The organism is Salmonella sp. SG203, assembly GCF_013350575.1.
Classification (GTDB): domain Bacteria; phylum Pseudomonadota; class Gammaproteobacteria; order Enterobacterales; family Enterobacteriaceae; genus Salmonella; species Salmonella enterica.
This window is the reverse complement of the sequence record NZ_SNMT01000006.1, coordinates 207,601-227,392: the sequence shown is the minus strand read 5'-3', so window position 1 is coordinate 227,392 and position 19,792 is coordinate 207,601. Positions and strand designations below refer to the sequence as shown.

The 19,792-nt window shown below is 54.0% G+C and carries 17 protein-coding genes; 2 read left to right on the top strand and 15 right to left on the bottom strand.

Going from position 1 to position 19,792, the window contains the following annotated elements; genetic code table 11:
- Positions 1-207: 207 nt before the first annotated feature.
- A complete protein-coding gene (gene argS, locus HV477_RS11775) occupies positions 208-1,941 on the top strand; it encodes an arginine--tRNA ligase (protein WP_020839273.1) in 1,734 nt (577 codons plus the stop codon).
- 188 nt (positions 1,942-2,129) lie between these two features.
- Positions 2,130-4,001 (top strand): penicillin-binding protein 2, encoded by a 1,872-nt coding sequence (mrdA, locus tag HV477_RS11770; protein ID WP_079899042.1) that lies wholly within the window; start codon positions 2,130-2,132, stop codon positions 3,999-4,001.
- A gap of 53 nt (positions 4,002-4,054) precedes the next feature.
- Here mrdA and HV477_RS11765 read toward each other — a convergent pair whose 3' ends face one another.
- From HV477_RS11765 to flhD, 15 genes are all read right to left on the bottom strand, one after another.
- Positions 4,055-5,194, bottom strand: a complete 1,140-nt coding sequence (locus HV477_RS11765) for a glycoside hydrolase family 105 protein (RefSeq protein WP_000989909.1) — start codon at positions 5,192-5,194, stop codon at positions 4,055-4,057.
- Between the two features lie 236 nt (positions 5,195-5,430).
- Positions 5,431-5,823: a flagellar protein FlhE gene (gene flhe, locus HV477_RS11760; RefSeq protein WP_001233619.1), complete on the bottom strand. Its 393-nt coding sequence runs from the start codon at positions 5,821-5,823 to the stop codon at positions 5,431-5,433.
- Positions 5,823-7,901 (bottom strand): flagellar biosynthesis protein FlhA, encoded by a 2,079-nt coding sequence (flhA, locus tag HV477_RS11755; protein ID WP_048590929.1) that lies wholly within the window; start codon positions 7,899-7,901, stop codon positions 5,823-5,825. The genes flhe and flhA overlap by 1 nt, the downstream gene beginning before the upstream one ends.
- Positions 7,894-9,045, bottom strand: a complete 1,152-nt coding sequence (flhB, locus tag HV477_RS11750) for a flagellar biosynthesis protein FlhB (protein WP_000797089.1) — start codon at positions 9,043-9,045, stop codon at positions 7,894-7,896. Before flhB ends, flhA begins: the two co-directional genes overlap by 8 nt.
- 193 nt (positions 9,046-9,238) lie before the next feature.
- Positions 9,239-9,883 (bottom strand): protein phosphatase CheZ, encoded by a 645-nt coding sequence (gene cheZ / locus HV477_RS11745; protein ID WP_000983585.1) that lies wholly within the window; start codon positions 9,881-9,883, stop codon positions 9,239-9,241.
- Between the two features lie 10 nt (positions 9,884-9,893).
- The gene (gene cheY, locus HV477_RS11740; protein WP_000763861.1) at positions 9,894-10,283 is read right to left on the bottom strand and encodes a chemotaxis response regulator CheY; all 390 of its coding nucleotides are present in this window, start codon (positions 10,281-10,283) and stop codon (positions 9,894-9,896) included.
- 17 nt (positions 10,284-10,300) lie between these two features.
- On the bottom strand, positions 10,301-11,350 hold the full coding sequence (cheB, locus tag HV477_RS11735) for a protein-glutamate methylesterase/protein glutamine deamidase (protein WP_000036389.1): 1,050 nt from the start codon (positions 11,348-11,350) through the stop codon (positions 10,301-10,303).
- Positions 11,347-12,213 (bottom strand): protein-glutamate O-methyltransferase CheR, encoded by an 867-nt coding sequence (cheR, locus tag HV477_RS11730; protein WP_000204370.1) that lies wholly within the window; start codon positions 12,211-12,213, stop codon positions 11,347-11,349. Before cheR ends, cheB begins: the two co-directional genes overlap by 4 nt.
- Positions 12,214-12,373: 160 nt before the next feature.
- Complete coding sequence (tar, locus tag HV477_RS11725) at positions 12,374-14,035, bottom strand: methyl-accepting chemotaxis protein II (RefSeq protein ID WP_000483265.1); 1,662 nt, start codon at positions 14,033-14,035, stop codon at positions 12,374-12,376.
- A 236-nt stretch (positions 14,036-14,271) separates the two neighbouring features.
- A complete protein-coding gene (gene cheW / locus HV477_RS11720) occupies positions 14,272-14,775 on the bottom strand; it encodes a chemotaxis protein CheW (protein ID WP_000147295.1) in 504 nt (167 codons plus the stop codon).
- A gap of 20 nt (positions 14,776-14,795) precedes the next feature.
- Positions 14,796-16,811 (bottom strand): chemotaxis protein CheA, encoded by a 2,016-nt coding sequence (cheA, locus tag HV477_RS11715; protein ID WP_000061301.1) that lies wholly within the window; start codon positions 16,809-16,811, stop codon positions 14,796-14,798.
- Between the two features lie 4 nt (positions 16,812-16,815).
- On the bottom strand, positions 16,816-17,745 hold the full coding sequence (motB, locus tag HV477_RS11710) for a flagellar motor protein MotB (RefSeq protein WP_000795653.1): 930 nt from the start codon (positions 17,743-17,745) through the stop codon (positions 16,816-16,818).
- The gene (motA, locus tag HV477_RS11705) at positions 17,742-18,629 is read right to left on the bottom strand and encodes a flagellar motor stator protein MotA (RefSeq protein WP_000906312.1); all 888 of its coding nucleotides are present in this window, start codon (positions 18,627-18,629) and stop codon (positions 17,742-17,744) included. Before motA ends, motB begins: the two co-directional genes overlap by 4 nt.
- A gap of 124 nt (positions 18,630-18,753) precedes the next feature.
- Positions 18,754-19,338 (bottom strand): flagellar transcriptional regulator FlhC, encoded by a 585-nt coding sequence (flhC, locus tag HV477_RS11700; RefSeq protein ID WP_000605987.1) that lies wholly within the window; start codon positions 19,336-19,338, stop codon positions 18,754-18,756.
- On the bottom strand, positions 19,335-19,676 hold the full coding sequence (gene flhD / locus HV477_RS11695) for a flagellar transcriptional regulator FlhD (RefSeq protein WP_001518146.1): 342 nt from the start codon (positions 19,674-19,676) through the stop codon (positions 19,335-19,337). The genes flhC and flhD overlap by 4 nt, the downstream gene beginning before the upstream one ends.
- Between the last annotated feature and the right edge of the window lie 116 nt (positions 19,677-19,792).

Here is a 19,792-nt window from a genome sequence, read left to right as displayed (position 1 = left end):
GCTAATTTACGCTGTTGCGCCCCGGCAACCAACCTTTGATTTGATTGGGCGTTTATTGAATGCTTATGCAGATTATTGTTGCGTATATTTCAGGCGACGCGCCGCGCGCGCAATGCTGACGCCAACGGGCATTTGCAGTATACTCCCGCCCTAATTCTTAAACTGGCGCGGGCAATACAGCCCGCTTCATAAACGTAAGGTATTCCGGTGAATATTCAGGCTCTTCTCTCAGAAAAAGTTAGTCAGGCCATGATTGCTGCAGGCGCGCCTGCAGATTGCGAGCCCCAGGTTCGTCAGTCAGCCAAAGTTCAGTTCGGCGACTATCAGGCCAACGGCATGATGGCAGTTGCGAAAAAACTGGGTATGGCCCCCCGACAACTTGCAGAGCAGGTGCTGACTCATCTGGATCTCAGCGGCATCGCCAGCAAGGTTGAAATCGCCGGCCCTGGCTTTATCAATATTTTCCTCGAACCGGCTTTTCTCGCTGAACAGGTGCAACAGGCGCTGACCTCCGATCGTCTGGGCGTTTCTCAGCCGACTCGTCAGACGATTGTCGTCGACTACTCCGCGCCCAACGTCGCGAAAGAGATGCACGTCGGTCATCTACGCTCCACGATTATCGGCGATGCGGCAGTGCGCACGCTGGAGTTTCTGGGCCATCATGTTATTCGCGCTAACCACGTCGGCGACTGGGGTACCCAGTTCGGTATGCTTATCGCCTGGCTGGAAAAACAGCAGCAGGAAAACGCGGGCGACATGGCGCTGGCGGATCTCGAAGGATTCTACCGCGATGCGAAAAAACATTATGACGAAGATGAAGCGTTTGCCGAGCGCGCGCGTAACTACGTCGTCAAATTGCAGAGCGGTGATACCTATTTCCGTGAGATGTGGCGTAAGCTGGTTGATATCACGATGACGCAAAACCAGATCACCTATGATCGCCTGAACGTCACTTTGACGCGTGACGATGTGATGGGCGAAAGTCTGTATAATCCGATGCTGCCGGGCATCGTCGCCGATCTGAAAGCCAAAGGCCTGGCGGTTGAAAGCGAAGGCGCAACGGTGGTTTTCCTTGATGAGTTTAAAAACAAGGAAGGCGATCCGATGGGCGTCATTATTCAGAAGAAAGATGGCGGTTATCTGTATACCACTACCGATATCGCCTGCGCCAAATACCGTTACGAAACGCTGCACGCCGACCGCGTGCTCTACTACATTGACTCCCGTCAGCACCAGCACCTGATGCAGGCCTGGACCATTGTGCGTAAAGCCGGTTATGTACCGGATTCCGTTCCGCTGGAACACCACATGTTCGGCATGATGTTGGGTAAAGACGGTAAACCGTTTAAAACTCGCGCGGGCGGTACGGTGAAACTGGCGGACCTGCTGGATGAGGCGCTGGAGCGCGCGCGTCGTCTGGTGGCGGAGAAGAACCCGGATATGCCGGCTGACGAGCTGGAAAAACTGGCTAACGCCGTCGGTATTGGCGCGGTGAAATACGCCGATCTGTCAAAAAACCGCACCACTGACTATATCTTCGACTGGGATAATATGTTGGCTTTCGAAGGCAATACCGCTCCTTATATGCAGTATGCCTATACGCGTGTGCTGTCTGTTTTCCGTAAAGCGGACATCGACGAGCAGGCGCTGGCGAGCGCGCCGGTTATCATTAGCGAAGATCGCGAAGCGCAGCTCGCTGCCCGTTTGCTGCAGTTTGAAGAAACCCTGACGGTGGTCGCGCGTGAAGGTACGCCGCACGTCATGTGCGCGTATCTGTATGACGTCGCCGGGCTGTTCTCCGGCTTCTACGAGCACTGCCCTATTCTCAGCGCCGAGAATGACGCGGTTCGCAATAGCCGCCTAAAACTGGCGCAACTGACGGCGAAGACGCTGAAACTGGGTCTGGATACGTTGGGTATCGAAACCGTAGAACGCATGTAAACGCGCCGTCGTTAACATCATCAGGCCTGACTCCGGGTAACGGACTCAGGCCTTTTTATTGCCACAGCGGTATATCTGTAACAAATCACAAGGAATGACACATTTCTATAGAGAGATGGAACATCTTTTACCTGTGCTGGCGCTGACCGCCCCGTATCATTAGGCGGCGGATTGTTCAGGTACAGGTAATGACTTTTAAAGACTTTGATGCGGAAGAGAAACTCTTCCTGAGACGTGTGATTGTGGCGTTTGGTGTAGTGGTTGTCTGCTTTGGTATCCTGATCTTCAACCTCTATAACTTGCAAATCCGCCAGCACCACTACTACACCACCCGTTCGAATGAGAACGATATCAAGATGCTACCCGTCGCGCCCACGCGCGGCATCATTTACGATCGCAACGGCATTCCGCTGGTGCGTAACGTAACCTGGTATGATATCGCGGTTACGCCCTATAAAATTGCCGATATGGATGCGCTGCTAAAACAGCTCACCCCTATTGTTGATCTCTCCCCCGATGATATCGCCGACTTTCGCCATGCGCTAAAATCCAGTAGCCGCTATCGTCCGGTGGTGCTCAAAAACGCGCTAACGGATGTTGAAATCGCACGCTTTGCGGTCAATCAGTTTCATTTCAACGGCGTCACGATCAATAGCTATCAGGATCGGCAGTATCCTTACGGCTCGGAGCTGGCGCATGTGCTCGGTTACGTGTCAAAGATAAACGATAACGACCTTAAAGCGCTGGATAAAAAAGGGCTGGCAGAGAATTACGCGGCGGACCATAACATCGGTAAACAGGGGATTGAGCGTTACTACGAAAACGATCTTCATGGTAAAACCGGTTATCAGGAGGTCGAGGTGGATAATCACGGGCGTATTGTCCGCCTGCTGAAAGACGTTCCTCCCATCGCGGGTAAGAACATTCACCTGACGCTGGATCTCCATTTACAAGAGTACATTGAAAGTTTGCTGGCCGGGCAGCGTGCTGCCGTACTGGTTGAAGATCCGCACGATGGTTCAGTGCTGGCGATGGTATCTATGCCCAGCTACGACCCGAACCCCTTTGTAAAAGGCATTAGCTATCAGGATTACGGCAAACTGCTGCACGATAAAAATCTGCCGCTGATCAACCGCGTGACGCAAGGGCTTTATCCTCCGGCGTCAACGGTTAAACCCTATATGGCAATGTCCGCGCTGTTATGCGGGATTATTACGCCGCAAACCACCTTCTTTGGCGCGCCAACCTGGACGCTTCCCGGCACGCAGCGGCATTACCGGGACTGGAAAAAAACCGGACACGGTATGCTGGATGTCACTAAAGCGATTGAGGAATCTGCGGATACCTTTTTCTATCAGGTCGCTTATATGATGGGTATTGACCGTATCGACACGATGTTGTCTCAGTTCGGCTATGGCAAACCGACGGGCATCGACCTTAATGAAGAGTATGACGGGCTGCTTCCCAGCCGCGCATGGAAACAGCGGGTCCATAAAAAAGCCTGGTATCAGGGCGATACCATTTCTGTCGGCATCGGCCAGGGTTACTGGATTGCCACCCCCATCCAGATGGTAAAAGCGATGGTGGCGCTCATCAACAACGGTAAGGTGATTGCCCCTCACCTGTTACTCAATGAAGAGAGCGGCAAAACGGTGGTTCCGTATCGCCCTTCAGGAACACCGGCACAGATAGCCGATCCGGCGTCGCCATACTGGGGACTGGTGCGTCAGGCGATGTATGGCATGGCGAATGCACCCAACGGAACGGGCTATAAGTTCTTTCACACAGCGCCCTACGGCATTGCGGCCAAAAGCGGCACGTCGCAGGTGTTTAGCCTGAAAGAAAATCAGACCTACAACGCGAAAATGATCCCCATTCGCCTGCGCGATCATGTGTTTTATACCGCTTTTGCACCGTATAAAAACCCTAAGGTCGCTATTGCCTTGATTCTGGAAAACGGCGGAAGCGACGGCGTTACCGCCGCGCCCATCATGCGAAAAATCCTTGACCACCTGTTTGATCCACAGGCTGATACCACACAGTCGGGTCAGGCGCCATAGTCAAATAAGCAAAGCGCCATCAGACAAGGATACGGCCGGAATATCTGCATACATCAGAAATAGTTACGCAGATATTCCGTCAAACACAGCATTGCCATCGCCTGCCCGTAAGGCATAGAGGTCAACGGAATATGACGGTAAAAATCGAGATCGTGGCCCATGCCAGTGCCAAATGACGTTTGCAGCAGTTCGCCTTCCGGCGAGATATGTTTCACTATCCCCCGAATGGCTTTTTCCGCCACCTGCGCATAGTGCCGCCCGACATAGCGTTTGCGCACCGCTTTAAGAATACCGTAGGCAAAACCCGCCGTCGCCGACGCCTCAAGATAAGAGTGCGGATCGTCAAGCAGCGTATGCCACAAACCACTTTCATCCTGACATTTCGCCAGCGCGGCGATCTGCGCATTCAGTACCTGGACCAGGTAACGGCGCACGGCATTATTTTCCGGCAAGTCCAGCAGTTCAAGAAAATCCGGGATCACAATGGTCAGCCAACTGTTGCCGCGCGCCCAGCGAGCGTTAGCGAAGTTATGATGACCGTCATAGCTCCAGCCGTGGAACCACAGCCCCGTCTCTTTATCCATCAAATTCTGCACGTGCAGCAGGAACTGATAGGTTGCCTCTTCCACATATTCCGGCCGGTTCAACAGTTTACCGATTTTCGCCAGCGGCAGCACCGTCATCATTAGCGTGTCGTCCCACATCTGCTGATGATTTTCCTCCGCCAGCGTGATGTGCTGCATTCCGCCGTGATCGGTACGGGGCATTTCATTCATCGCCCATTCGGCCCACGTTTCCAGCCACGGTAAATACGCTGGATTACGCGTCTCTTCATAGCGATACGCCAGCGTTAAAAATGGCGCCATCGTATTAACGTTTTTCGTCGTCGCGCCTTCCGCAAAACGATCGGCAAACCAGTCATCAATGATCTTACGCATCGTCTGGTCGCCGGTCTGTTGGTAATAGTGATACATTCCGTACAGGCCCACGCCGTGCGTCCACTCCCATCCGGCCCAGCCTTTAGTATCGATCACGCGTCCGTCGTCCAGTCGCAATAAAAATTCGCCTGTCTCATCTTTAATATTGACCAGGTTATGCGTCACCTTTTGCACCAGGGCTTTTAGTTCATCTCTGGCGATAAAATGCTCAGGCTGACGCAATAGCGGACTGTGTTTGACTGGATAAACCATCATTTGCTTAACCTCTGTGTAATGTCGAATTCAGTGCTGCGTGCAGTTTTACCGCCGACGCAGTCGATTCGCTACAGTAAAAGCTAAGCTGGGCGGAAACCTTTTTGTTTCTGCCATTGCCAGAGCGTAAATGGCAAAAACGCAAAGAGTCCGGCAACCTACCTCACCATTTTATAAAACAGCGTTTCTATTTATTCAAAAAGAGAGTCAGGTCTGCTACCTGGCAAAGAAAGGGGCGGTTAGCGGTAGTTCACAATCACCTGATTGCTCCGCACTTTTAACGCCGGGATAAGTCGGCCGCCGCCGGGGACTTCCCAGACAAAGCGGAGCGGCTCGACTGCGGGAACATGAGCAAAACCGTGGGTCGTGCCACTCTGACCATCAAGTTCTACGCAACGGGACTGGGAACATAAACGTACCCGTAAGCCCGCGGGAGTCGGGCCATTCAGTTCATAACGCCAGGCGACCAGCGTCATCACACCGGAAACCGGCTGGCGCGCCGACAATGGCGAAGACGATGCGGAAACACCACGGTAATTTAAGGTTACACCCATACCGCTATCCTGCCACGCGCCTTCGCCTGCGGCCTGAACCGTCAGGGGAAAGAGCAACAACGCCAGCCATTTACGCATTATTTTCCTCCAATGGTCGCCGTCATGCGGATATGACGGTTATCGGAAAGCTCAAGGTTCGACAACACCACCAGCTGCGGTAAACTGCGCCGCAAAAAGCGGGACAATAATGGACGTAGCGCATGGTTAACCAGTAATACCGGCGGCGCACCAAGCATTTCCTGGCGAGAAAGCGCTTCTTGCGTCTGCGCCAGCAGGCGATCCGCCAACCCCGGCTCAAGTCCACCGCCGCCCTGCAATGCCTGAAGCAGCAAACGCTCCAGCGCAGTATCCAGGCCAATCACCTGCACTTCTTCATTACCGGGGAACCACTGTTGCGTAATCGCTCGTCCTAATGCCACGCGTACCACGGCGGTTAATTCATGCGGATCGCTTTGTAACGGCGCATGTTCCGCCAGCGTTTCCAGAATGGTGCGCATATCGCGAATCGGGACTTTTTCCGCCAGTAAGTTTTGCAGGACTTTGTGTAAAGTCGTGAGGGTCACGACGCCGGGGACCAGATCTTCCGTGAGTTTAGGCATCTCCTGAGAGACACGATCCAACAGTTGCTGCGCTTCCTGGCGGCCAAACAGTTCGGCGGAGAATTGGCCAATCAAGTGGTTAAGGTGCGTCGCCACAACGGTACTGGCTTCCACGACGGTAAAGCCCTGAATTTGCGCCTGCTCTTTCAGGGCGCTTTCAATCCAGATGGCATCAAGGCCAAAAGCTGGATCGACGGTTTTCTCGCCCGGTAGCGTTCCCGCCGCCGTGCCGGGGTTAATAGCCAGCCAGCGTCCCGGATAGGCGTCCCCGCTGCCGATCTCTACCCCTTTCATCAAAATACGGTAACGCGCAGGCTGTAAATCCATATTGTCGCGAATATGGACCACCGGCGGCAGGAACCCCATATCCTGCGCGAATTTTTTACGAATGCTGCGAATACGTCCGAGCAATTCGCCATCCTGTTGAAAATCCACCATCGGGATCAGGCGGTAACCCACTTCCATTCCCAGTGAATCCTCAAGCTGTACGTCATTCCAGGTAGCTTCGACCACCGAGTTATTTTCCGGCATTTTTACCGGCTGCGGCTCCTCCGGCGTTTTTTCTTCGCGCCCACGCAGCCACCATGCCAGGCCGAGCAAAGCGGCGGTAAAGAGTAAAAATACCAGGTTAGGCATTCCTGGCACCATGCCAAGCAGCCCCAGCACCGCCGCCGCCAGCAGCATTACCCTTGGATTACTGAACAGTTGGCCAACCATCTGCTCGCCTACATCCTGATCGGTACTAACGCGGGTCACAATGACGCCCGCCGCCGTGGAGATAACCAGCGCCGGGATCTGGGCGACCAGGCCGTCGCCAATGGTCAGCAGGGTGTAGCTTTCCGCCGCGCTGCCCATGCTCATTCCGTGCTGTAATACGCCGACCAGCAGCCCGCCTACCACGTTAATGACCATGATGAGAATACCGGCGATGGCGTCGCCGCGCACAAATTTACTTGCCCCATCCATCGAGCCGTAGAAGTCGGCTTCCTGCGTGACTTCCGAACGCCGTTTTTTGGCCTCGTCTTCACCAATCAGACCGGCATTAAGATCGGCGTCAATCGCCATTTGCTTACCGGGCATACCGTCCAGCACAAAGCGCGCGCCGACTTCGGCAATACGTCCGGCGCCTTTGGTGATGACCATGAAGTTGATAATGACGAGGATAATAAAAACCACAATCCCGATCGCGAAGTTACCGCCGACCAGGAAATGACCGAACGCCTCTACCACCTTTCCCGCCGCCGCCGCGCCGGTATGCCCTTCCATCAAAATAATGCGCGTTGAGGCTACGTTAAGCGCCAGACGCAGTAGCGTGGTAAACAGCAGAATGGTCGGAAACGCGGCAAAATCCAGAGTGCGCTGGGTAAACATCGCCACCAGCAGCACCATGATCGATAGCGCAATATTAAAGGTAAACAATAAGTCGAGGATAAAAGCAGGCAGCGGCAGCACCATCATCGACAAAATCAGCAGAATGAGGATCGGCCCGGCAAGAATTTGCCATTGCGTCGATTTCAGGTTGCTGGGCAGGCGCAGCATCGCGACCAGATTAGCCATCAGTATTCTTCTCGTTCATAAAATCCAGCGCTTCTGGCACCGGAAGGTTCTCAGGTTGTGGAGGACGTTGCCCGCCCGCAAGCCGCCAGCGTTTAAGCTGCCAGACCCAGGCCAACACTTCCGCAACGGCAGCATATAACTGCCCGGGAATTTGCTGACCGATTTCGGCGTGGCGATATAATGCCCGCGCCAGCGGCGGCGCTTCTAAAGTGGGAACCCGATGTTCAGCGCCGATCTCGCGAATGCGCAGCGCTATTAATCCAGCCCCCTTCGCGACCACTTTCGGCGCGCTCATTTTGTTTTCGTCATACTGCAGCGCCACGGAATAGTGCGTCGGGTTAGTGACAATGACGTCCGCTTTCGGCACATCTTCCATCATGCGGCGCTGCGCGGCGGCGCGTTGCATCTGGCGAATTTTGCCCTTAACATGCGGATCGCCTTCGCTCTCTTTAAATTCGTCGCGAATGTCCTGCCGCGACATGCGTAATTTTTTCAGGTGGCTAAAGATCTGGAAAAACACGTCAAATCCCACCATCGGAATCACGCCCAGTACCACCAGTAACGCGCAGAGTCCAACCAGATCCAACGCATTCCCCATTGCGACGATCGGCGACTCCGCCATCAGGCGCATCATTTGTGGCCAGTGATACCAGAGATAAAAGCCGGTAACGCAGCCGACCAGCGTGGATTTCAACACCGCTTTTAGCAGTTCCGCGCCGGTCTGCGCCGAAAACATGCGCTTAATTCCCGGCAGCGGGTTTAATTTAGAAAATTTTGGCTGTAGCGACTTACCGCTAAAAATCAGGCCGCCAAGCATAACCGGCGAGATAAGCGCCACCAGCACCACGCCCGCGATGAGCGGTAGCAACGCCATCATCGCCGCTTTAATCAGCAAAATTATCTGCCCCAGGATCAGGTTAGGATCGTTCACCATACGGTGATCGAAGTGCAGGCCTGCTGAGAGCATTCCCGCCAGTTGCCGCGCTAACGACTCGCCGCCGAACCAAATAATACAAACGCCCACCAGCAATATCAGCAGTGAGGTCAGTTCTCTGGAACGGGGGATCTGCCCTTCTTCCCGCGCTTTTTCAAGTCGGTGGGGTGTGGGGGCTTCTGTTTTGTCGTCGTCGCTCTCTTCTGCCACGCAGCAAACCCTGGATAGATTGATAAGCGAGAATGATGCCAGAACCGCTTTACGCCAATGGGCAGAGTAAGCGGTAAAAAAGGCGGGGTTTATGGCGTTAATAGAGATAGCCGGATACGATAAGAAAGTCTCGTATCCGGCCGGGTTGACGGATTCGAACCCGATAAGCGCAGCGCCATCAGGTCAAAAAAGCTTAAAACCCAAGACTGTCCAGCAGGTCGTCCACCTGATCCTGACTGGCGACGACGCCAGCTTTCGAGGTATCCACCTGCGGGCCGTTGAGTAAGCTTTCGTTCTCGCGTTTTGGTCGTGCGCTCTGTTCCGGGATGTTTTCCAGCAGTACCATTAATAACTGGCGCTCAATCTCCTGAATCACGTCCATCATGCGTTTGATCACCTGACCCGTCAGATCCTGGAAATCCTGCGCCATCATGATGTCCAGCAGTTGCGCGTTAGTAAAGCTGGTATGGCCCGGGACATCCCTGAGAAACTGGCGCGTATCCGTCACCAGTTCACGGGCGTCGGCAAGCTCGATCGGATTGTCAAACCACTCGTCCCAACGTTGGGTTAGCGCTTTCGCCTCTTTCTCCATCGCATCCTGATGCGGCTGCGAGGCTTCGACACTGTTTAGCGCGCGTTCCGCCGCCTGCGCCGTCATCTGGACGACGTAATCCAGACGGTCGCGCGCATCAGGGATCGCCTCCGCCGCTTCGGCAATCGCCTGGTCCAGCCCCAGCTCACGCAGGCTGTCGCGCAGCATTCGGGTCAGACTACCGATGCGCGCAATGATGTCTCCTGCTGAACCTTCATCAGCAGGCTTGATAGATGGTTGCATCATCATCGCATCCTCACATGCCCAGTTTCTCAAAGATTTTGTTGAGCTTCTCTTCCAGAGTCGCTGCGGTGAACGGTTTTACGACATAACCGCTGGCGCCAGCCTGTGCGGCGGCGATAATATTCTCTTTTTTGGCTTCCGCCGTGACCATCAACACGGGTAACGCCGACATGGCGCTATCGGCGCGAATGGTTTTCAGCAGCTCCAGGCCATCCATGTTCGGCATGTTCCAGTCGGAGATAATAAAACCAAAGCCGCCCGCCTGGAGCTTGTTCAGCGCATCGACGCCGTCTTCGGCCTCTTCCACATTGTTAAATCCAAGCTCTTTTAAGAGGTTGCGCACGATACGACGCATGGTCGAAAAGTCATCCACAACCAAAAATTTAAGCTCTTTATCCGCCATAAAATACTACTCCTGGTTCAAATACGTATCGCCTGTCCGGCACTGATTTTCGCCAGCATCTGCTGGCTTACCTGGCTAAGATCGACCACTTCGCTTACGCCACCCATATTGATGGCCTCGCGCGGCATGCCGAACACCACACAACTTGCTTCGTTTTGCGCAATGGTCCAGGCGCCAGCCTGGTACATCGCTAACATTCCAGCGGCGCCATCGTTGCCCATCCCCGTAAGAATGACGCCTACGGCGTTGCGCCCCGCGTGTTTCGCCACCGAATGAAACAGCACATCCACGGAAGGCCGATGCCGGTTTACCGGCGGGCCATCATGAATTTTGATTTGATAATTCGCCCCGCTACGCGCCAGCTCCATATGCTTGTCGCCGGGCGCAATGTAGGCATGACCTGGCAATACGCGTTCGCCGTCCTCCGCCTCCTTCACGCTGATTTGACAGAGTTTATTCAGACGCTCGGCAAACGAGCGGGTAAAGCCAGGCGGCATATGCTGCGTAATAATCACTGCCGGACTGGAAAGCGGCAGCGGTTGCAGCACATGTCGGATAGCTTCAGTACCGCCCGTTGAAGCGCCGATAGCAATCAGTTTTTCCGAACTGAGCAGCGGACCGGCTTTTAAGGTTGCCGGGGCCGCCATCGGTTTATGTGCGGCGATGCGGGCCCGCGCGGCGGTACGCACTTTTTCGGCGATCATCTCGCTATACGCCAGCATACCTTCACGAATGCCAAGCTGCGGTTTGGTGACAAAATCGATGGCCCCCAACTCCAGCGCCCGTAGCGTCACTTCAGAACCTTTCCCGGTCAGCGAAGAGACCATCACCACCGGCATCGGTCGCAGGCGCATCAGTTTTTCCAGAAAATCGAGGCCGTCCATACGCGGCATCTCAACGTCCAGGGTCAATACGTCCGGATTAAATTTTTTGATGAGATCCCTGGCGACCAACGGGTCCGGCGCAGTCGCCACCATCTCCATATCGCTATGGCTATTAATAATTTCAGTCATGATTTGGCGCATTAGCGCGGAATCATCAACTGACAATACCCTGATTTTACTCATGCTTTATCCTTACTTAGCGCATACACCGTCTGTCCGCGCAGGCTAAACTCGCGCACGAGGTTGCTAAAGTTTTCTGAGTGACCGGCAAACAACAGTCCGTCAGGTTTAAGGAGTGGAACAAAACGGCGCAGAATGTCCTCCTGAGTCGTTTTATCAAAATAGATCATGACGTTACGGCAAAAAATCGCGTCAAAGGGACCGGGTACGTTGTACTGCTTTTCCAATAAATTAACGGAGGAAAATTCAACATAATTGGCCAGTTCCTGACGCACGCGCACCAGTCCTTCATGCGGCCCCGTACCGCGCATGAAGTAACGTTGTAGCTGCTGCGGCGATAACGTTTTCAGTTCGCTGAGGCGATAAATACCGCTTCTCGCTTTTTCCAGCACTTCAGTATCAATATCGCTGGCGAATACTTTCCAGCGACCGGGGGCCATCCCCAACGCATCCGCCAGCGTAATGGCGATACTGTAAGGTTCTTCTCCTGTCGATGCCGCCGCACTCCAGACGCGATACTCGCCGTGGCGGCGACGCGCATGTTCCGCAAGGATGGGAAAATGGTGCGCCTCACGAAAAAAAGCGGTCAGGTTGGTAGTCAGAGCGTTGATAAAAGCCTGCCACTCAGCGCTGTTTTGATTAGCCTCCAGCATACTGAGATAACGGCCAAAATCATCCAGTCCCAGGGTACGCAGCCGACGGACCAGGCGGTTATAAACCATATCCCGCTTATGGTCGGCCAGCACGATCCCTGCGCGCTGGTAGATTAATTGACATATCCGACGAAAATGCGCGTCGGACAGCGCGAGGCGCTGTGTCATCTGTAACAATACTGACGTTTGCCCGGAGGGCAGAGATGATGTCATAGCGCCTTCTTAATCACATTCAAAGTACAACGGGCGCGCCCTGCGGCAGCGCCATGCTTCCCGTATTACACATTTTTTGCTTTTATCTATGCGAACCAGACGAAAGGGATCGGCGGGTTCGCAAATTAATCGATAACCGACAGCACACAGCGCACGTCGATCAGAAGGTTTCCCAGTTCGCATCATCCCCGGCGGCTAATGGCCGCGGCGTATTGCCGGACTGAGCGTCCACTGACAAACGCATCTCAGGTTTATTTACCGCCAGCGGTCGCGATGCCAGGCGGAAAGCCGATACCGCCTGGGTCAGACGGCTGGCCTGCTCTTCCAGCGCGGCGGCGGCCGCTGCGGATTCCTGAACCAGCGAGGCGTTCTGTTGCGTTACGCGATCCATTTCGGAAACGGCCAAAGCGACCTGATCGATACCCCGGCTTTGCTCATCCGAGGCGGAGGCGATTTCGCCCATGATATCCGTGACGCGCGTAACGGCATTGACGATGTCAGTCATGGTTTCCCCGGCGCTTTCCACCAGCACAGAACCGGTATCGACACGCGAGACGGAATCTTCAATCAACGCTTTTATTTCTTTCGCCGCCTGGGCGCTGCGGCTGGCCAGATTACGCACCTCGCCTGCCACGACCGCAAAACCGCGCCCCTGCTCTCCCGCGCGCGCCGCTTCTACCGCCGCGTTCAGCGCCAGAATGTTAGTCTGGAAGGCAATACCGTCGATAACGCTGATAATGTCAGCGATTTTTTTCGAACTGTCGGCAATTTCGTGCATGGTGTTTACCACGCCGTCGACCACTTTGCCGCCATGACGCGCGGTCTCGGAGGCGCTTTGCGCCAGTTGCGAAGCCTGGCGGGCGTTATCGGCGTTTTGCTTCACGGTGGCCGTCAGTTGTTCCATGCTGGCCGCCGTCTCCTCCAGAGCGGAGGCCTGCTGTTCAGTACGGGAAGAGAGGTCGGTATTACCGGCGGCAATTTCACTGGTGCCGGAATAAATCGCATCCGAACCTTCACGAACCTGCGTCACGGTGTCAATCAGCGAGCGTTGCATATGTTCAACCGTTCCCGCCAGTTCGCCAATTTCATTACGTCCTGAGACAGTGAGCGTTTTCGTCAGATCGCCGCTGGCAATTTCACGGATATGAGTAATCACTCGCGCTAATGGGTTAAGCAGGGCATGACGAATGCCGAACCAAACCACCATCAAAATCAGCACCAGCACGACCGCAAGCCCCCCCAGTTGCCATTGCGCAAAACGGTAGTCATGAGCGCTTTGATCAAATGTCTGGCGGTACAGGTTTTCGCTCACCCGGGCGTAATTGCCCAGCGCCTCGCCCAACGCGTTTTGCATTCCCTGGGTTGGCTGGGCGAAGTAGGCATCCATATTGCCATTGTCCAGAAACTGAATAAGTTCGGCTAATGCGGCCTGATAGCGCTGATATTTTTCATCGACGTTCGCGCTGGCCTCCGCCATCGCTGGCAATGGCGTCATGTTTTTGAAATTGGCGTAGTGCGCCGCCGCCTGTGCGAGAGTCGTTTTTGCATTCTGGAGTAAATCCGTTTTGGCGCTGCTCTGCTGGTTAGAAGCGTCCATCATCATGCGTGCGGCGGAGCGGCTCAGGTTAATGCGCGTTTGCAGCATTAAGTCCCATGTCGACGTGAGTTCGCTTTGTTGCTGGCGTAATTCGTTAGAAATAACAAAACCTTGCTGGTTATGCTGTAATGAAGAAAACAGCAAACCACCGGAAACAAGCTGTAGCAGTGCGAAAACCCCCAGCACCATCATCAGCATTGTGACAACGCGGATACGGTTAAACATAAGGCACCTTCCTGATAACGAGTTATCAACGTTATCGGCACCTGCGGTGATAACTTTACTTTTGCAAAAAGGAAATACGTTGTTCCGGAAGACGATATTGACAATAACAGTGTCGCAGCGGCGATGTCGGCGCAAAATGCAGGGGCTGGGCGCGGGCGGTGAAGAGGCACTCTCACCGTTGGTGGAAGCATAACGGTGAATATTGCCGAATGGCGCGACGCCATCCGGCAACGTTATTACGCGACGTGTGATGCTGCGATATCCAGCAGCGCCATCTCTTCGCTGTTAAGCAGTTTTTCGATATTCACCAGAATCAGCATACGCTCGCCGAGCGCGCCCAATCCCGTCAAATATTCTGTTGACAAGGTCACGGCAAATTCTGGCGCCGGACGGATCTGTTCCGCCGTTAACGACAGTACGTCAGACACGCCGTCTACCACTATCCCGACGACACGTTGCCCCAGATTCAGTACGATCACTACCGTATTGTCATCATACTCAACGTCGCCTTCGCAGAATTTCACGCGCAGATCGACAATGGGGACAATCACGCCGCGCAGGTTAGTCACCCCTTTTATAAAGGCCGGTGTATTGGCGATGCGCGTCACCTGGTCATAGCCACGGATCTCCTGCACTTTCAGGATATCGATGCCGTACTCTTCATTTCCCAGTGTAAACACCAGGAATTCCTGACCTGACGGCTCGCCGGCCAGTTTGCTTACATTACTCATACCGGTCATATTATTCCCTTCTCACTCAATCAGGCGGCTGTGATCGCCATACGTTGTTCGCGGTTTAAACCCTGCAATGCGGAAACATCAACAATCAGCGCGACGCTGCCGTCGCCCAGGATCGTCGCGGCGGAAATCCCCGGTACCTTGCGATAATTGCTTTCCAGATTTTTGACCACCACCTGGTGCTGACCGATGAGCTGATCGACCAGCAGCGCGTAACGGCGTCCCGCGCTTTGCAGGATCACAACAATGCCCTGCGTGGCTTCGGTTTTCGCCCCGTCCACGTCAAACACTTTCCACAATTCGACCAGCGGCAAATACTCGCCGCGCACTTCCAGAACCCGTTCGCCGCCCGCCAGCGGATGAAGATCCTCTTCACGCGGTTGCAGCGACTCCATCACCGCATTCAACGGCAGGATAAAAACTTCCCCCGCCACGCGAACCGACATCCCATCGAGGATGGCCAGCGTCAGCGGCAGCAGAATACGAATCGTGGTGCCGGAGCCTTGTTTTGACTGGATCTCAACGTGACCGCCCATCTCCTGAATGTTACGTTTCACCACATCCATGCCAACGCCGCGACCGGAGACATCCGTGACCTGTTCCGCAGTTGAGAATCCCGGCGCGAAGATCAACATGCCTACTTCATCGTCGGTCATGTTTTCATTCACCGCCATCCCCTGCGACATGGCCTTCGCCAGGATACGCTCACGGTTAAGCCCCGCGCCGTCATCGGTCACTTCAATACAAATATTCCCGCCCTGATGTTCTGCGGAAAGAATCAGGTTGCCGACAGCATTTTTCCCCGCCTCAAGGCGTTTTTCCGGCATTTCAATCCCGTGGTCGAGACTGTTGCGCACCAGGTGCGTCAGCGGGTCGATAATGCGTTCGATCAGGCTTTTATCAAGTTCAGTGGAGCTCCCCACCAGCGTCAGCTCTACCTGCTTGCCCAGTTTGCCCGCTAAATCGCGTACCAGACGCGGGAAACGGCTGAAGACGTACTCCATAGGCATCATACGAATCGACATCACCGACTCTTGTAAGTCGCGGGCGTTACGTTGTAACTGCCCCATACTGGTAATGAGATCGCCGTGGTTTACCGGGTCCAGCTCGTTAGAACGCTGGGCCAACATTGACTGGGTAATCACTAACTCGCCGACCAGGTTTATGAGCTGATCCACTTTCTCTACCGCCACGCGAATGCTGGTGGACTCGCGTTCACGCGCAGGTTTTTCACGCCCCGCATGATGTTCATGGGCCGCGCTTTTGGCGGCTGGCGCAACGACTGCCGGAGGCGCTACCGGCGCTACCTCGGTTTTCTCTTGCGCTTTTTCCACGGGCGCGGCGACCACTTTTTCAAAAGCGATCTGATCGGCCTCGATGACAAAACAGAGCACCGCGACAATGTCATCTTCCGCGACGCTGCCATCCAGAGTTGCCGACAGTGAATCCGCTCCCTTAACGACATCCGTCAGAGTAGCCAGATTGCCCAACTCTTCTTCAAGCAGATCGACCTCATTGGCTTTCAACCGTGAAAGTACAATGCGCAGTTTACTCTCGTCACGAGGCGATTCAGTTTCGGCTACGCTCTCTTCCTGGATCGCCGCGCTTAGTGCCGCGGTTTCTACGACCGCCGGCGTGGTTTCGCCTTTCGCCTCCAGCGCCAACTGGCGTAGCGCATTGCAGATATATTCGAAGCTTGCGGCATCCGGCTCTTCGGAGTTTTTATAGGCGTCGAGCTGTTCCTGCATAATATCTTTCGTTTCCAAAAACAGGTTGATAATGTCGGTATTGAGCTGCATTTCACCGCGTCGGGCTTCATCCAGCAGGTTTTCCATTAAATGTGTGGTTTCCTGCAGAATAGTGAAGCCGAATGTGCCCGCGCCGCCTTTAATGGAGTGCGCCGCGCGAAAAATGGCGTTCAGTTGTTCAGCGTCCGGGGATTCCGGCACCAAATCCAGCAGATGCTGCTCCATATCAGCCAACAGCTCGTCAGCTTCATCAAAAAATGTCTGATAAAAATCGCTAATATCCATGCTCACGCTATCACCTCGGTTCCGCTTTTGGCGATGTGGGTACGCTTGCCGGCGGGGCTGCCGCAGGCTGTTGTAATACACTTACCGGCTCATTCTGGCTTTCAGCGTTTTCATGCAAAATGGCCTGTTCCGCCTGTTTGTTTAACACCAGCAGGCTTATACGGCGGTTGATGGCATCATCAGGACCGCGATCGCTCAGCCGCATCGTGGCGGCCATGCCAACCACCCGTAATACTTTTCCGTTATCCAGCCCGCCAGCGACCAGTTCGCGACGCGAGGCATTGGCGCGATCGGCGGATAACTCCCAGTTGCTATAGCCTTTTTCGCCGTTCGCGTAGGGAAAGTCATCGGTATGGCCGGCCAGGCTAATGCGATTAGGTATACCGTTTAACACTGGCGCAATCGCACGCAGGATATCGCGCATATACGGCTCAACTTCGGCGCTGCCGGTTTTAAACATCGGGCGGTTCTGGCTGTCGATAATCTGGATGCGCAACCCCTCCTGAACTAAATCAATTTTCAGATGCGGACGTAACGCGCGCAGTTTGGGATCGGATTCGATCAGTTGATCCAGATCGCCGCGCAGTTTGTTTAAGCGACTCTGCTCCATCCGTTTTTTCAGCTCGTCGATATTCGGCTGCTTTTCCACTTCACCCTGCTGTTGGGTGTAATCATCGCCGCCGCCTGGTATCGGGCTCTCGCTATTGGCAATCCGGTTCCCCCCCGTTACCGCGGTGGCCAACGGCGTACGAAAATATTCGGCAATCTGAATTAATTCTTTAGGGCTGGAGATGGAAATCAGCCACATCACCAGAAAAAAAGCCATCATCGCCGTCATAAAATCGGCGTAGGCAATTTTCCAGGAACCGTGCGCCCCGCCGCCGTGCGGTTTGTGCCTGCGGCGTTTTACGACGACAATGGGATGAGCCTGATTTTTCATGCTTCCTCAGTCGTCTGCTGCTGGTTTGGGTTTCTTACTGCACGAACGTGTTCTTCCAACTCAATAAACGATGGACGCTCACTGGAATAAAGCGTTTTACGACCAAATTCCACGGCAATCGGCGGCGCATAGCCGTTCAGATTAGACAGCAGTGTAATTTTTACGCACTGCATCATCTTGGTGGTTTCGGCGCTCTTCTGGCGCAAAACGGTCGCTAACGGTGAAATGAATCCATAAGCCAGTAAAATACCGAGGAACGTACCTACCATGGCATGGGCAATCAGCGCCCCCAACTCCGCTGCCGGACGATCGGCTGAAGCCAGAGCGTGAACCACCCCCATTACCGCCGCGACAATACCAAAGGCAGGCAGCGAATCCCCCACCATCGCCAGGCTGTTGGCCGGGACTTCCGCCTCGCTTTCATGGGTTTCAATCTCTTCATCCATCAACGCTTCAATTTCGAACGTATTCATGTTGCCGCTGATGATCAGGCGCAGATAATCGACAATAAAATCAAGCATTACCGCATCGGCCAGAATACGCGGATAACTGGCGAAGATTTCACTCTCTTTCGGATTTTCAATATCGCGTTCAAGGGAGAACATCCCCTGCTGGCGTGATTTGGCCATCAGGCGATAGAGCAACGCCAGCAAATCCATGTACATAGATTTCGTGTATTTCGAACGACGAAATAACAACGGGATCGCTTTCATCGTGCCTTTGATGGCCTTCCCGTTGTTGCCGACAATGAACGCCCCTATCCCCGCGCCGCCAATGATGACCAGTTCAGCAGGTTGATAGAGTGCCCCAAGGTGTCCGCCGGTCATGACATAACCGCCGAAAACTGTACCGATAACCACCAGGTAACCTAATAAGATAAGCACGACATCATCCTTCCGCTGTTGACTATGACAGGATGCGCAGTCGGGCGATTAACGCGAAGGCAAGGCAAAAAAAAGCAGCGGTAATGGCTTACCGCTGCTGGAGTGTTTGTCCACACCGTTTCGGTTAAACAGCCTGTTCGATCTGTTCATCCAGCAGTTGTGGAATAATATCGGCAGCATCTCGGGAAAGTTTACGTCTTTTTACTGCGCGGGATGGCGGCTGGCATAAACTACACGCAAAGCTGCCTACGGGCTGATGCGCATGGGTAATAAAGTTCCCACCGCAGCAGTTACAGCTCGACAATTCAAGCAACCCACTTTCAACAAAACGCACCAGCGTCCATGCGCGAGTCAGCGCCAACAACGGCCCTTCAGGCGGTTGCGGACACTGCTCAAGATAAAGCCGATAAGCTTTAATCACCGCATCCACACCGCTGCATAAGCCGGTCTTCAGTAAAAATTGCCAGGCGTTGCAGAACATGGAGGCATGAATATTTTGCTCCCAGGTCATAAACCAGTCTGTCGAAAATGGCAGCATCCCTTTAGGCGGCGGGCTACCGCGTAATTCTTTGTACAGCCTGATGAGGCGACCACGGCTGAGCTGTGTTTCGCTTTCCAGCATTTGTAGACGAGCGCCAAGATTAATCAACTCCATCGCCAACTGGATATCGCGAGCTTCCTGAACAATGCTTTTTTCACTCATTATCATGCCCTTTTCTTACGCGCCGTATCGTCCACTTCATTGAGCAGACGCGTTGAAAGCATGATACCTGTGTGAATCTGCTGTAAATCATCGACGCGCGAATCCTGAGTCAAACGGGTGATCGTCTGATGATCGTCAAACCGGAAATGACAAACTAACTGGTTCGTCTCCGCCAGTTTGACCATCTGCGGCAGGGTCAACGCGCCCAGTGTGTTTGCCATCTCTTCGTTGATACCGAGGCGGAACATCGCAGATGCTTTGTCCTGGACGATCAAACGCTGTGCAAGGAGTAAATATGACAAATTGATGTCATAAATGTGTTTTAGCAACTCGGATGTATGCATTGTTCCCATCCAGAATAACCAACTTTATTTTTGTGCGACGTAGCCGCACCCCGTGATGTCGCCGGGAAGGCCCGGTAAAAGAAGCAAAAAGGTCAAATGCATAGCAGCGCTCAGAC

What these genes read in the sequence shown, in the direction of transcription:
- mrdA (WP_079899042.1), top strand. Translation starts at nt 2,130, where the DNA reads ATGACTTTTAAAGACTTTGATGCGGAAGAGAAACTCTTCCTGAGACGT.
- HV477_RS11765 (WP_000989909.1), bottom strand. Translation starts at nt 5,194, where the DNA reads ATGATGGTTTATCCAGTCAAACACAGTCCGCTATTGCGTCAGCCTGAG.
- flhe (WP_001233619.1), bottom strand. Translation starts at nt 5,823, where the DNA reads ATGCGTAAATGGCTGGCGTTGTTGCTCTTTCCCCTGACGGTTCAGGCC.
- flhA (WP_048590929.1), bottom strand. Translation starts at nt 7,901, where the DNA reads ATGGCTAATCTGGTCGCGATGCTGCGCCTGCCCAGCAACCTGAAATCG.
- cheZ (WP_000983585.1), bottom strand. Translation starts at nt 9,883, where the DNA reads ATGATGCAACCATCTATCAAGCCTGCTGATGAAGGTTCAGCAGGAGAC.
- cheY (WP_000763861.1), bottom strand. Translation starts at nt 10,283, where the DNA reads ATGGCGGATAAAGAGCTTAAATTTTTGGTTGTGGATGACTTTTCGACC.
- cheB (WP_000036389.1), bottom strand. Translation starts at nt 11,350, where the DNA reads ATGAGTAAAATCAGGGTATTGTCAGTTGATGATTCCGCGCTAATGCGC.
- cheR (WP_000204370.1), bottom strand. Translation starts at nt 12,213, where the DNA reads ATGACATCATCTCTGCCCTCCGGGCAAACGTCAGTATTGTTACAGATG.
- tar (WP_000483265.1), bottom strand. Translation starts at nt 14,035, where the DNA reads ATGTTTAACCGTATCCGCGTTGTCACAATGCTGATGATGGTGCTGGGG.
- cheW (WP_000147295.1), bottom strand. Translation starts at nt 14,775, where the DNA reads ATGACCGGTATGAGTAATGTAAGCAAACTGGCCGGCGAGCCGTCAGGT.
- motB (WP_000795653.1), bottom strand. Translation starts at nt 17,745, where the DNA reads ATGAAAAATCAGGCTCATCCCATTGTCGTCGTAAAACGCCGCAGGCAC.
- flhC (WP_000605987.1), bottom strand. Translation starts at nt 19,338, where the DNA reads ATGATAATGAGTGAAAAAAGCATTGTTCAGGAAGCTCGCGATATCCAG.
- flhD (WP_001518146.1), bottom strand. Translation starts at nt 19,676, where the DNA reads ATGCATACATCCGAGTTGCTAAAACACATTTATGACATCAATTTGTCA.